Source organism: Phenylobacterium sp. (assembly GCF_044371015.1).
Taxonomy (GTDB): domain Bacteria; phylum Pseudomonadota; class Alphaproteobacteria; order Caulobacterales; family Caulobacteraceae; genus Phenylobacterium.
The window spans coordinates 1-11,956 of record NZ_JBILUK010000090.1; the positions used below are offsets into that span (position 1 = coordinate 1).

Consider the following 11,956-nt stretch of genomic DNA (forward strand, 5'->3'; position numbering starts at 1 on the left):
CGACCGCATCAAGCCAGCGAGCTTGCTGAGCGCCGCGCCGCCATACTGTTGAGCCCGCTCCTGGAGCTCGGTCGGATCCAGAGGCGTCAGTCTCGGCATGCGGAGCCTTTCTCCAAAGCAAAGCGGCCCGCCAGTCAGGGCGGGCCGAGAGTTGATGCCGTTTCGTCAGGTTTCAGATCGCCTGGCGGCGCCGCCGCATGGCCGCGCCGACCGCGCCGAAACCTAGGATCATCAGCGCCCAGGTCCCGGGCTCGGGAATCCCGCCGACCGGCGGGGGCGGAGGCGGCGGCGGCGGATCACCCGGCTCCGAGAGGTCGCCACCGTCGGTGAACGCAAACGCCGGCTGGAACGCCAATTCTACGGTCGCGGCCCCTGTCTGGGTTTGGCGGGACTGGCCGGCTGCAGCGACCTCGTCGCTCAGGTACCACCGAAGCGCCCCGACGCCCCCGGCGGCATGGTTGGTGCGGATCCGGTACCGCTGCCCCTCATCAAAACTCAGGGTGCGGTAAGCGAAATCGACGAAGCGCGAGCTGCTGGTGTTCCCGAACGGAACATCCACCTCGAATATCCGGTTCTGATTATTGGGGACCAGACCGCTTTGGACCTGCATGAACCCCATCAGGTCCCAGGACGCTCCGTTCTGGCGTTCGACATTGAACCCGACCGTGCGATTTTCGACATTGCCGTAGGTCGAAATCGGCACAATCAGGTGCTTAGCGTCGAATGATGTGGGCGCGACGAACTCGGTGACGACATTGCGCGTGACGAACGTGCAGCAGATGAAGCCCGTCTGGGTCACGCTCGCCAGACCGAAGCTGTCGAATGTCTGCGTGGCGTCCGGCGACCGATAGTCGAGCGGCAGGCCGACCTGCTTCTGCGTCACCGTCGTGTCCGACGGATCATAGGTTCCAAACAGCACCGTGGCCTGGGCGGCCGTCCCGACCATCAGCGCCGAGACGATGCCGGCCAAAAGGCCCAAGCGATAACGCGGCATACTCATAGGCTACTCCCTCAGTTGGGAGCAGCGTCACGCCACAGTCCGATCCGCGCACCCCCCGTTTGGGGGCGCCATTCGCTTGGGCGCGTTTTCGGACGTTGAACAAACCCTATCGAAAACAGGCGCGACGGTCAAGAACAAAAGGTGAAAATGTGACCTCAACCGCCCTGGATCACCCGCAGCGTCGGCGTGGCCGGCTGTTCGTTCTTTGCCTCGCCACGCACTTGCGCCACCAACTCAAACAGCGCCTGGTGAACGGTTTCCGCGTCCGCCGTCCGGGTCAGGGTCTCGAGAGCCGCGATATGGCCGGGGCTGATTCGCGCGGCGGAACTCGACACCACCTCCTGGACCTTAGGCGCCGCCGGAATCAGGGTCTCGGTGTCATCGACCAGGGCCTCAGAGAGTTTCTCACCCGGTCGCAGGCCGACCACCTCGATCTCGACGTCCTTGCGGCCCGAGAGCGCGATCATCTGCCGCGCGAGATCCATGATCCGGACGGGCTCGCCCATATCCAGCACGAACAGCCGCGAGTCCCGGCGCGAGTCTCCATCACAGGCCGCGGTCGCGTGAAGCACCAACTGCGAGGCTTCCGGGATGGTCATGAAGTAGCGGGTCATGTCCGCGTTGGTCACCCGGACCGGTCCACCACGCTCGATCTGTGACTTGAAGATCGGCACGACCGACCCTGACGAACCCAGGACATTGCCAAATCGAACGGCTGAAAACCGTGTCCCGTCCTCAGCCGCCTGCTGCGCCTGGATAACCGCCTCAGCCAGGCGCTTGGTGGCGCCCATGACGTTGGTCGGGTCCACGGCCTTGTCGGTGGAGATCAGCACCATCTGTCCGGCGCCGCTGGCCTTCGCTGCCTCAGCGACATTCCAGGTGCCCAGCACATTGGTCCGCACGCCCTCCACCGGGTGACGCTCCACCATCGAAACATGCTTCAGCGCCGCCGCGTGGAACACCAGATCCGGCCGGGCCCGCTGGAAGGCTGCGGTCAGCGCCTTGGCGTCGCGCACGTCGCACAACACCGCTTCACGCGGTTGGCTGGGGAAGGATTCAACGATCTCGCGCTCGATTTCGAAGAGCCCCGTTTCCGAAAAATCGAGCAGCGTCAGGTGTTCACAACCAAATGCCGCCGCCTGGCGCGCCAGTTCGGCGCCAATGGAGCCGCCCGCGCCGGTCACCATCACCCGGCGACCGCGGAGCAGCCGTCCGACCGCTCTGCGATCCAACTCGATCGGATCGCGCGCGAGCAGTTCTTCGATATTGATGTCCCGCATCGGCAGGACTGACAGCCCTTCGTGCTGCGCCAGCTCGACAATCGAAGGCAATCGCAGCAGCCGAACCCCATCCGCCCTCAACCGACCCAGCAGGTCGGCGGAGAGGCCGCCCAGCCGCGCCGGCTCCTCAAGGAAGAGGATCGCGCGCGGAAAGCGGTTCCAGCGGCGCAGATCGGCCAGGGCCTCCTCGAGCCGATCGATGCCTTCGATGATGCAGACGCCGCGCACCTTGGCGCCAATGTCGCGCCGGTCGGTGCCCACGATGCCCACCGGATTGTAGGCCTGATCCCGGCGGCGGGCCGCGTCGCGCAGATAGGTGTCGGCCAGCGACGAAGGCCCGATCAGCAGCAGTGACTGAGCCTTCGCGTTCCGATCTCCGCCCGCCTTCAGGGGCGCCAGGTCGATCAGCACATGCTCATGTAGGGCCCGCCGGAGAATCCGAACGCCCATGGCCACCGTCATCTGCAGCAGCGGCGCCATCACCAGCGTCGTGCGCGGCACACCTTCGGCCCGGTCCAGGACGAACACCGCGATCAGGAATACGCCCACCGTCAGCACGGCGCTCCGGCCGAGCACCAACGCATCAGGTATCGACACATAGCGCCAGGGCGACAGCTCGCGCCGGAAGATCAGGCTGAAGGCGCCGGCGATCCCGGCATAGAGGGCAACAAGCTGGAAGAATCCGAGGGCGCCGGCTTGACCAAAGCCCAGCTCAGGCTGTGTCGGCGCGACAAAGAACGCGATGGAGAACGCCAACGCCGCCAACAGCATGTCGAATGCGACGATCTGGGCCCTGACGGCTATCCGCTCCATGCGGGAAGCACTCCTCGCGCGTCGAGTCGCCACCATAGGCCCCACCTTGCGCGTCGTCAGCTACATACGGCCGCGGCGGTGGAAAGGCGGCGTTCCTACCCCCCGGCCGTTCGCGGCGCAACCTCCGGCGCACCCAAGAAAAAGGCCGCCGCGCCCAGCGCGACGGCCCCTTCCTAACGCCTGAACAGCGATGCGGTTCCTACCAGACCAGCTTCAGACCCGCCACGACCCGGCCTTCCGAGATGGCGCCGAACTTGTCCTTGGCGGTGTCGTGGTAGCGAAGGTCCAGCCCGATGTTGTCGGTCAGCTGATAGCCGAGGCCGGCGTTCCAGGTCGTGTAGCCAGGGCCCACGTCGATCGACTGGTGGCCCAGAGCGGCCGACATGTTGAACTTGGTGTCCGGCACCGCGACGGCGACGTTCACTTCCTTGTACCACGCATCCCCGGTCTTGCCGAAGAACTCCGGCGAGTAGAACACGGCCGCGCCGAGCGTCGCCGGACCGGCTGGCACCGAAGCCGCGACCTTCGCCTCGACGTAGTCCTGGTTCGATCCTTTCGGCGAGTCGAGATAGCCGTAGTAGATCAGGGCAAGATCGAACGTCACCGCGCCCATGGTCGGCTTGATGCCGGCGTAGATGTCGTATTCCAGGTCCGTCCCGTTGCCGAAGTCGACGTTCGACACCCAGACCCCGGCGTAGCCGATGCCCGCGCTTGCATCGATGCCGCCGTATACCGACGGATCCTCAGCGGTCTGGCTGATGCCGCGGAACACGTAGTCCGTATTGGCGCCCAGGTTGAAGGCGAAGGAAATGCCTTCGTCCTCTTGGGCCTGCGCGACGCCGCCGAGCGCGAGCGAACCGCAAGCCGCCAGCATAGCGAGTTTTAGCGTTCTCATTGTCTATCCCCTCAGTTGCCGCGCGATTTTACCGCCGGTGGCGTCATCGTCGCTGCGCTTGGCCACGGATCAACGCAGCCGGACCCGCGCGCGCCGACTGTCCGGGAGGTGATCAAGAATTGGGCAGCAGGAACGCACGACGCCCGCCAGATGGGCGCCGATCCGTTGTCGAATCCCTAACGCGCCACCATCGGCGCGAATCCAAGGTGTGTGCCGGCGTCGACCAGCAGGGTCTCGCCGGTAATGCTCTTGGCGGCGGGCGAGGCCAGGAAAACGGCGGCGCCCGCGATATCGTCTGCCGTCGAAGCGATCTTCAGCGGGGCGCTTGCGGCCGCATTCGCCCGCGCCCGGGCGGCGCCTTCTGCGCCGAGACCTCTCTCGAACCAAGGCGTGTCGATGAACCCGGGGCAGACAGCGTTTACCCGGATCATTGGCGCCAGCGCCCGCGCCAGGGAGATCGTCATCGTGTTTAGCGCGCCCTTGGACGCCGCGTAGGGGATCGACGAACCGATTCCAACCACGCCGGCGATCGATGACGTCATCACCACCGCGCCCGGTCGCGCTCCGGCCTCCAGCAGGCTCCGGCAGGCCCGCGTCATCTGGTAGGCGCCGATGACGTTCACCGCATAGATATCGAGAAAATCCTGGGCCGAGACGCGGTCCAGGTCCCCATGCCCGGCGAACCGCGTCATGCCGGCGTTGTTGAACAACGCATCCACCCGCCCGAACCGCTCGGCCGCCTGGGCGATCCGGCGGCAGGCCGCATCGTCCGCTACGTCACCTTGAACCACCACCGTCTCGGCGCCCTCGGCCGAGCACAACCGCGCCGTCTCCTCCGCGTCGACCAGATTGCTCGCATAGTTGACCACCACGGCCTTCGCGCCACGCCGGGCGGTTTCCACCGCGATGGAACGCCCCAGTCCCGTAGACGCACCGGTCACCACCACCACGAAGCCTTCAAAGTCGCCGCGCGCCATCTCGCCCTCCCGCGTTGTTCCCAACGCTACTAGCGACTAAAGCGGCCACCATGGAAGAGACCCATCTCACCCAGCTCGGTCAGGGCGTCCGTGGCTTCGACAGTCCTGAGGCCGCTGTCCTGGAGCGCGTGCCCAATCCGCATCCCGACACAACCTACCTCGTCCGCTTCACCGCGCCGGAGTTCACCTCGCTCTGCCCAGTCACAGGACAGCCGGACTTCGCTCACCTGGTGATCGATTACGCGCCCCGCGCCTGGCTGGTGGAGTCCAAGTCGCTCAAGCTCTACCTCGGGGCCTTCCGCAACCACGGCGCCTTCCACGAAGACTGCACCCTGGCGGTCGCCCGTCGATTGGTCGAGACCCTCGATCCGGTGTGGCTGCGTATCGGCGGCTACTGGTATCCCCGCGGCGGCATTCCGATTGATGTCTTCTGGCAGACCGGCGCGGCGCCGGAGGGCCTCTGGCTGCCAGACCAGGGCGTCGCGCCCTATCGCGGCCGAGGTTGATTGACTCGCCTCTCAGGCGAAAAGTCCCGCAAAACCCGGGGCTTGAGGAAATCGAGCTTGCACTGAACCGCCATCAGTCTAGGCTGATTTCGCCCATCTCTCCTCGGGCGTGTCACTTCAGGCCGGTCGGCGTCGCCCGCCGTCCGGCCGCTGTGCTTGCCGACCTCACGGCGTCCATCGGCTGATCAGGCGGTCGACGTCAGGCCGCTCGCGCTCCAGCGGCGGCTCAGCCGCATGGCCGAGAAACACAAACCCGGCGATCCGCTCGCCTTCGACCAGGCCGAGCGCCGCCATCGCCTCCGCGTCGTAGCTATACCAGTCGGTGATCCAGTTCGCGCCGAACCCCTTGGCGGTCGCCGCCTGCAGCAGCGTCGTGCAGACCGCGCCGGCTGACAGCACCTGCTCCCATTCCGGAATCTTCCCGATCCTTGGCGATGAAATCACCGCGATGCCCACAGGCGGCGTCTTCAGTTTGCCCAGCTTGGCGGCCAGAAGCGCATCATCCCGCGCCTGCGCAATCGCCTCGAGCCGCGCCGCGAACGCCGCCTTGGCCGCGCCCGCCAGCACCACAAACCGCCAGGGCGCGAGCTTGCCGTGGTCTGGAACCCGAGCCGCCAGCCCGATGATCGCCCGAACCTCGGCCTCATCCGGCCCAGGCCCCGCAAGCGTCAGCGCCGAGGCTGATCGACGCCGCGCCAAGAAAGCCAACACCTCCGGCGACGCGGGTTGCGGCAGCGGATCACCCAGTCCAGGCGAGATCGGAGGATTTGCAGTCATCCAGGGGATGTAGGCTGGGAGCTCTCGAATCCCAACTCGCGTTCGCCAGCAAAGCGCCCCTCGGTCGGGAATCGCCACTGGACCCGTATAGGGTGCCGTCACCTCATGTCGGGAGTTTGCGCCAGATGCCGACGGCGAAGCCAGATTGGATGCGAACGTCAGGAACGCCGTGGGTGCGCGGCGCCGCCACGCCGGTGTTCGAGAATCCGTGGATTCATGTCACGCGCTACGCCGCCACGGCCCCGACCGGCGCTGCGGCGAGCTATGGCTTGGTAAGCTTCAAGAACCTCGCGGTGGCGATCCTTCCGCTCTTCGAAGACGGCGCCATCCTGCTTGTCGGACAGCATCGTTTTCCCGCAGGCGACTACAGCTGGGAAATCCCGGAGGGGGGCGCGCCGCTGGGTGACGATCCCTTGCAAGGCGCCCAGCGCGAGCTCGCCGAGGAAACCGGCTGGAAGGCCGCGCATTGGGAAGAGATCCTGAGGATGCAGCTCTCCAATTCGGTCACCGATGAAAGGGCCATTGGCTATCTGGCCACCGGTCTGTATCCGGCGCCCAACCCGCCGACGCCGGACGATACGGAGTCACTCGCGCTGGTTCGAGTGCCTTTCCGTGAAGCCCTGAACGCCGCCGCCGACGGACATCTGCAAGACAGCTTGACGGTGGCGATGCTCTTCAAGGCTTTCTATATGGCCCACCAAGGGCTTCTGACGCCCCAGTTGGCCCGCGTCATGCTAGCTTCACCGCGAAGGGGCTCCTTTGGGGCCGGGGAGGACGCCATGAGTCAGCGCCTTGAAGTGGTCGATCCGACCATCGCGCCGCCTGTCTGGGCCGCACTACGCAACGAAGCCTACGCCCAGGCCAAGAGCGAGGCGGCGCTCGCCAGTCTGATCGCGGCGGTGATCCTCAATCACGATACGCTGGGCGACGCGCTCTCCTACCAACTTGCCCGCAAGCTCGGCGATCAGGAACTGCGGGCCATGAGCCTGCGTGACACCATCGAAGAAGCCTTCGAGGCCAATCCTCGCATCGTGGAGACCGCCGAACTGGATTTGAAGGCCGTGTTCGAACGCGATCCGGCCTGCAAGGGCTACGTCCAGCCCTTCCTGTTCTTCAAGGGCTTCCTGGCGCTCCAGACCCAGCGCGTCGCCCACTGGCTGTGGCATGAGGGCCGGGAAACGCTCGCCTTCTATCTCCAGAGTCGGATGAGCGAGCTGTTCCAGGTCGATATCCATCCGGCCACTCAGATCGGACGCGGCGTCTTCATCGACCACGGCACCGGAATCGTCATCGGCGAGACGGCGGTCATTGGTGACGACGTCTCCATGCTCCAGAACGTTACGCTTGGCGGCACGGGCGCGGAACGAGGCGATCGCCACCCCAAGGTGGGCCGGGGCGTACTGCTCGGCGCCGGGGCCAAGGTGCTGGGCAACATCACCATCGGCGACTACGCCAAGGTGGCCTCCGGCTCAGTTGTTCTGCGGAACGTACCGGCCGGCTGCACCGCCGCCGGCGTACCGGCGCGCCTGGTAAACTGCCCCGCTGGCGAGGAACCGGCCAAGAGCATGGACCACACCCTCGCTGAAGCCGTGTACGACTACGTGATCTGAGGTTTCGCCAGCCGAAGGCTTTCTGTAGGTTCGCCGCTGCGTCGAACCCCGGGAGCAATAGCGTGGACGAAAAGACCATCCGCAAGATCGAAGGCCATCTGCGGGGCACGTTCGCCAATGCCCGGATCACGCTCGTGCCACGCCCCAAGCAGAAGGACTCGGCGGAGGTCTATGTCGGCGAGGAGTTCATCGGGGTGGTCTTCGAGGACGAGGACGGCGACGGCTCTTTCGTCTTCAACATGTCGATCCTGGCCGAAGACCTGCCCTGACGATCTCCACTTGCTGGCGCCCTTGCTGACTCATCGGGGCCGGAAGCGCTTTCATCAGGTCGCCGCCGCCCCCTGCGGTCGCTCGGCCAGCCGCTCCGCTAGCCAATCGGCTTTTTGACGCATATTAGATACAATTCTTCCTAGGCGTCCGCCGCATAAAACAGACGTTAGGCCGCGTTGCGGATGATCCGGCGCGCCTGGAACGGTGGAATAATCGCGGTAATGTGCGCTGCCCAGCGCAGCTTGGCATCCCTCAGCGTCGGCCCAGCCAGACTTTCAAGATCGAAGAACCCGTTCTTTGATCCGCGCAGCAGGCGCTTCACCAGCACCTGGTCGTCATCGGTCTCCACCACCACAACATGGCCCAGCATGTCGGGCGAGGGCGGAGTCCTCTGGTCCTCAAAATAGATCAGGGCGCCATCGTCGGCCACGCCGCGCATCGAATGACCAACAACCTTCAACGCCCGCGCCAGCTCGGTTCCGCCAGGCGGTATTGGCGCAAGCTCGCCGGGATCATTGCCTGTCGCGAACAGTACGATGCCCTCCGGATTGGCGCCTACATGCCCGATCACCCGCACCAGTCCCGGCTCGGGCGTGTCTCGCGCGGGGCCGGCGGCGTCATAGAGCCACTCCGCGCGTACGCCGAACGCCGCCGCATAGGCCTTGGCCCGACGATAGGAAAAGGGAGCGTTGCCGTTCTCGTTGGCCGAATAGGTGTTGCGGCTCCAGCCATGCGCGTCCGCCGCCGCCGAGGCAGTCTCGAAACCGGCGTGCAGCCGGGCGTCCCGCAATCGTTCGGCGCGTCCGTCCATGAACTGTAGGTAATATGCGTTTCCGCTTGGCACAAGGGAATGTATCTTTTATACAGCTTGGAGGATGAACTTCAAAGCCGGGGGAACCACGGTGATCGGTCAGAGCTACAGGGTGCTTCGGCAAGGCGGCGCGCCTCCTTCCAGGGCCGCCATCGAGCTTGACGTTGACGCACGTCAGATCCGGACGCTGGAGCGCCGCCTCGCCCGTCCGACCTCGGGATCAGGCCACCCGCGGTTCGCCCGACACGCCGATCACGTGACGGCGGCCCTCCGCGCCGGCGGCTATCCCGTTTTGCGTGGGGCGCGCGGATCATGATCACCCCCATTGAAACCGCCGCCCTCGTCGCAGGCGCCCTGGCCAACCGTCCGGTCGACGCGCGCGGCTTGTTCCTGCGCGAACTTCTCGCCCACGCCGCGGCCGGCCTCGTCGTCATCGAAGGCGAGGCTGAGGCCTCGGAGGCCGTCTATCGCCTGGCCGACGCCGTCGTCGCGCGCGGATCAGCGCGATGACCGGACACCGGAAGCTCAGCTCTACGGATCGCCTGCACCGTCTCGAGCGCCAGGCCTCTGCCCGCCGCGAAGCCTTGGAGGTGGTCCGCGGCGTCGAAGAATCCGTCGCCCTGCGTCGCGGGCGGGGCGAGGCCCTCATCGGCCCGTCCCATCACACGCGCGGACCTCGAGCCACGCCCTATCGCCGACAGCCGGGTCTCGACTGGCTCGCCGCCAAAGGTCGCATCGACTCCCGGGCCAAGGCGGCGGGCGAGCGCTATGGCGCGGCCTTCCGTCGCGCCCGCTACGCGGAGTCCACGCTGCCCTCGTCGCTCAAGCCACACATCCGCACAGGCCGCTTCACGGGCCCCGATCCGGCGGAGGTCATGGCGCGGGGCGAGGTCACTGCCGCAGCGGCTCGCCGCCTCGCCGAGTACCGCCGCCGGCTGTCAGGTCAGGCCGACCTCATCGCCGCCTGCGACCTGGTATGCGGTGAAGAAAAGACGCCCCGTGAAGCCGCCGGTCCGGACCGCGACGCAATCCGCCTCGAAGCCGTCCTCAAGGTCGCGCTGGATATTCTGGCGGCGGAGGTATGAGACTTCGTCTCAGCCGAAACAGGCGACGACCTTCTGGATCCACGCCCTCAGCACGTCCTTCTGCTCCAGCGGCGTGTCGCCATTGCGCACCACGATCAGGTCACGCTCCGGAACCAGGATCGTGAACTGTCCGGCATAGCCGTTGGCCGAGAAAGAACCCGGGCCGGCGATATCCAGCCACCAGTGCGCCCCGTATGCGCCCTCGGTCACGCCGGCCTGCTGGAATGTCGGGGTCCGCGCATAGTCCACCCACCCCGGCGGCAACAACCGACGGCCCTCCCAGACTCCGTCGCGGAGATACAGCAGTCCAAATCGCGCGAAATCCCGGGATGACGCAAAACAATAGGACGAGCCGATGAACGTTCCCCCAGCGTCAAACTTGGGCAGCACGCTCGTCATGCCGAGCGGCCCGAACAACCGCTCACGCATGAACGTCGGAAAATCCTCGCCGCAGGCCCGCGCCGCGCACCGCGCCACGATGTTGGTCGTCCCGCTGGCATAGCTCCAGAAGGATCCCGGTGCGTGCTCAAGAGGACGACTTGCGGCATAGCCCGCAACATCCGCCTTGCCGGAAAAGAACAGCATCTCGCGCACATCCGAGACGCGGCCAACCACATAGTCTTCAACGAACGCCAGTCCGCTCGACATCCGCAGAAGCTGGTCCAGGGTGATCGCCCCGCGCGGATCGTTCGCGGCCTGCCACTCCGGCACGTCAGCGCGAGCCTGGACGTCCAGCTTACCGTCTGCGACCAACATGCCCACCAGCGCGTGGGTTATGCTCTTGGCCATCGACCACGAAGGCTCGGTCCGTTCCGGCCCGCCGCCGAAGCCGTACCGCTCGAAAACCAGCCGCCCGCCCTGAATCACCACCAGCGAATGCGTCGCCCCGAGCGGCCCCTCGGCCGGGGAGTCGAAGGCCTCCGCCAGCAGAGAACCAAAACGCGCCTGATCCAGCGCTTGAGGTTGCCCAAGCGGCCAGTCGGTCGTCGGCCAGGGCGTATCGGTGGGCTGCGAGGGAAGAAGCGTCAGGGTCATCGGTGCAGCGTGAACCGGAGACGCGCCGTTGTCACGAGGCCACCGATCAACACCCGCCTCGGTACCGGAGGCTCGGCGCGTCCGGGCCCTACTCCGCGGCCACGACCTGCTGCGGCGCACGCGCCGTGCGAAGTCGCTCGACCAGCGCCGCGTACTCGTCCCAAAGCCCCTTCGGTGTCGCGTCGCCGAAGCGGTCATAGAACTCCGGGATCAGCGCCGCTTCCTGGGTCCAGATATCCGGATCCACCGTAAGCAGCAGGTCGAGCGCGGCCGGAGTCAGGTTCAACCCTGATACGTCAAGGCTCGCCTGGCTGGGCACCCGACCAATGGGCGTATCCACCGCCTCGGCCTCGCCGTCGATCCGTTCAGAAATCCACTTCAGCACGCGGCAGTTCTCGCCATAGCCGGGCCATACGAACTTGCCGCGGGTATCCTTTCGGAACCAGTTGACGAAGTAGATGCGCGGCAACTTGGCGCCCTTGCGCTCGCCCATCTTCAGCCAGTGGGCGAAATAATCGCCCATGTTGTAGCCGCAGAACGGCAGCATCGCGAACGGGTCGCGCCGCAGCTCACCGATAGCGTTCTCAGCCGCCGCCGTGCCTTCCGAAGCCACGTTCGAAGCCATGAACACGCCGTGGCGCCAGTCAAACGCCTCGGTCACCAGCGGCACGGCCGAAGCGCGTCGACCGCCGAACAGGATCGCCGAGATCGGCACGCCGGCCGGGTCTTCCCACTCTGGCGCCACGACCGGGCACTGCGACGCGGGCACGGTGAAGCGCGCGTTCGGATGCGCAGCAGGTTCCTTGCTGTCTGGCGTCCAGCTGTTGCCCTTCCAGTCGGTCAGATGGGCCGGCGGCTGGGCCGTCAGGCCTTCCCACCACACGTCGCCGTCATCGG

Annotated in this window: 13 protein-coding genes and 1 pseudogene; 6 read left to right on the forward strand and 8 right to left on the reverse strand. The window is 66.2% G+C overall.

What is annotated here, in order from left to right; genetic code table 11:
* Nucleotides 1–172: 172 nt before the first annotated feature.
* The 4 genes from ACIQ3R_RS09370 to ACIQ3R_RS09385 form a co-directional block, all read right to left on the reverse strand.
* A complete protein-coding gene (locus ACIQ3R_RS09370) occupies nucleotides 173–1,000 on the reverse strand; it encodes a PEPxxWA-CTERM sorting domain-containing protein (RefSeq protein ID WP_397417686.1) in 828 nt (275 codons plus the stop codon).
* A gap of 155 nt (nucleotides 1,001–1,155) precedes the next feature.
* On the reverse strand, nucleotides 1,156–3,093 hold the full coding sequence (locus ACIQ3R_RS09375) for a polysaccharide biosynthesis protein (RefSeq protein ID WP_397417688.1): 1,938 nt from the start codon (nucleotides 3,091–3,093) through the stop codon (nucleotides 1,156–1,158).
* 199 nt (nucleotides 3,094–3,292) lie between these two features.
* Nucleotides 3,293–3,988 carry a TorF family putative porin gene (locus tag ACIQ3R_RS09380; protein WP_397417690.1) on the reverse strand — a complete coding sequence of 232 codons (696 nt, stop codon included), beginning with the start codon at nucleotides 3,986–3,988 and terminating at the stop codon, nucleotides 3,293–3,295.
* A gap of 176 nt (nucleotides 3,989–4,164) precedes the next feature.
* Nucleotides 4,165–4,965: an SDR family NAD(P)-dependent oxidoreductase gene (locus ACIQ3R_RS09385; protein ID WP_397417692.1), complete on the reverse strand. Its 801-nt coding sequence runs from the start codon at nucleotides 4,963–4,965 to the stop codon at nucleotides 4,165–4,167.
* Between the two features lie 50 nt (nucleotides 4,966–5,015).
* On the opposite strand from ACIQ3R_RS09385, the gene queF reads away from it, so the two are divergent.
* The gene (gene queF / locus ACIQ3R_RS09390; RefSeq protein WP_397417694.1) at nucleotides 5,016–5,471 is read left to right on the forward strand and encodes a preQ(1) synthase; all 456 of its coding nucleotides are present in this window, start codon (nucleotides 5,016–5,018) and stop codon (nucleotides 5,469–5,471) included.
* A gap of 165 nt (nucleotides 5,472–5,636) precedes the next feature.
* Here queF and ACIQ3R_RS09395 read toward each other — a convergent pair whose 3' ends face one another.
* Nucleotides 5,637–6,170, reverse strand: coding sequence for a nitroreductase (locus tag ACIQ3R_RS09395; protein WP_397417696.1), 534 nt, complete (start codon nucleotides 6,168–6,170; stop codon nucleotides 5,637–5,639).
* A gap of 227 nt (nucleotides 6,171–6,397) precedes the next feature.
* Here ACIQ3R_RS09395 and ACIQ3R_RS09400 point away from each other — a divergent pair.
* The 3 genes and pseudogenes from ACIQ3R_RS09400 to ACIQ3R_RS09410 form a co-directional block, all read left to right on the forward strand.
* Nucleotides 6,398–6,814 (forward strand): annotated as a pseudogene (locus ACIQ3R_RS09400) (NUDIX domain-containing protein); the annotation flags it as partial.
* Between the two features lie 213 nt (nucleotides 6,815–7,027).
* Nucleotides 7,028–7,858: a serine O-acetyltransferase gene (gene cysE, locus ACIQ3R_RS09405; RefSeq protein ID WP_397417712.1), complete on the forward strand. Its 831-nt coding sequence runs from the start codon at nucleotides 7,028–7,030 to the stop codon at nucleotides 7,856–7,858.
* A 62-nt stretch (nucleotides 7,859–7,920) separates the two neighbouring features.
* Nucleotides 7,921–8,127 carry a DUF3126 family protein gene (locus ACIQ3R_RS09410; RefSeq protein ID WP_397417698.1) on the forward strand — a complete coding sequence of 69 codons (207 nt, stop codon included), beginning with the start codon at nucleotides 7,921–7,923 and terminating at the stop codon, nucleotides 8,125–8,127.
* Between the two features lie 167 nt (nucleotides 8,128–8,294).
* On the opposite strand, the gene ACIQ3R_RS09415 is transcribed toward ACIQ3R_RS09410, so the two are convergent.
* Nucleotides 8,295–8,939, reverse strand: a complete 645-nt coding sequence (locus ACIQ3R_RS09415; protein ID WP_397417700.1) for a S24 family peptidase — start codon at nucleotides 8,937–8,939, stop codon at nucleotides 8,295–8,297.
* Between the two features lie 312 nt (nucleotides 8,940–9,251).
* Here ACIQ3R_RS09415 and ACIQ3R_RS09420 point away from each other — a divergent pair, with 312 nt between their 5' ends.
* Together ACIQ3R_RS09420 and ACIQ3R_RS09425 are read left to right on the forward strand one after the other, a co-directional pair.
* Nucleotides 9,252–9,449 carry a hypothetical protein gene (locus tag ACIQ3R_RS09420; protein ID WP_397417703.1) on the forward strand — a complete coding sequence of 66 codons (198 nt, stop codon included), beginning with the start codon at nucleotides 9,252–9,254 and terminating at the stop codon, nucleotides 9,447–9,449.
* On the forward strand, nucleotides 9,446–10,024 hold the full coding sequence (locus ACIQ3R_RS09425; protein WP_397417705.1) for a hypothetical protein: 579 nt from the start codon (nucleotides 9,446–9,448) through the stop codon (nucleotides 10,022–10,024). Before ACIQ3R_RS09420 ends, ACIQ3R_RS09425 begins: the two co-directional genes overlap by 4 nt.
* Before the next feature lie 9 nt (nucleotides 10,025–10,033).
* Here the strand turns inward: ACIQ3R_RS09425 and ACIQ3R_RS09430 are convergent, their stop codons facing one another.
* Complete coding sequence (locus ACIQ3R_RS09430) at nucleotides 10,034–11,059, reverse strand: serine hydrolase domain-containing protein (protein ID WP_397417707.1); 1,026 nt, start codon at nucleotides 11,057–11,059, stop codon at nucleotides 10,034–10,036.
* Nucleotides 11,060–11,147: 88 nt separating this feature from the next.
* Nucleotides 11,148–11,956, reverse strand: an 809-nt coding sequence (locus ACIQ3R_RS09435; protein WP_397417709.1) for a phosphoenolpyruvate carboxykinase domain-containing protein, incomplete at its 5' end; no start/stop codon positions are given.

Bases quoted from the DNA above. Each gene is read 5' to 3' on its own strand.
- ACIQ3R_RS09370 (WP_397417686.1), bottom strand. From the start codon at position 1,000: ATGAGTATGCCGCGTTATCGCTTGGGCCTTTTGGCCGGCATCGTCTCG.
- ACIQ3R_RS09415 (WP_397417700.1), bottom strand. From the start codon at position 8,939: ATGGACGGACGCGCCGAACGATTGCGGGACGCCCGGCTGCACGCCGGT.
- ACIQ3R_RS09430 (WP_397417707.1), bottom strand. From the start codon at position 11,059: ATGACCCTGACGCTTCTTCCCTCGCAGCCCACCGATACGCCCTGGCCG.
- ACIQ3R_RS09420 (WP_397417703.1), top strand. From the start codon at position 9,252: ATGATCACCCCCATTGAAACCGCCGCCCTCGTCGCAGGCGCCCTGGCC.
- ACIQ3R_RS09425 (WP_397417705.1), top strand. From the start codon at position 9,446: ATGACCGGACACCGGAAGCTCAGCTCTACGGATCGCCTGCACCGTCTC.
- ACIQ3R_RS09380 (WP_397417690.1), bottom strand. From the start codon at position 3,988: ATGAGAACGCTAAAACTCGCTATGCTGGCGGCTTGCGGTTCGCTCGCG.
- ACIQ3R_RS09385 (WP_397417692.1), bottom strand. From the start codon at position 4,965: ATGGCGCGCGGCGACTTTGAAGGCTTCGTGGTGGTGGTGACCGGTGCG.
- cysE (WP_397417712.1), top strand. From the start codon at position 7,028: ATGAGTCAGCGCCTTGAAGTGGTCGATCCGACCATCGCGCCGCCTGTC.
- queF (WP_397417694.1), top strand. From the start codon at position 5,016: ATGGAAGAGACCCATCTCACCCAGCTCGGTCAGGGCGTCCGTGGCTTC.
- ACIQ3R_RS09375 (WP_397417688.1), bottom strand. From the start codon at position 3,093: ATGGAGCGGATAGCCGTCAGGGCCCAGATCGTCGCATTCGACATGCTG.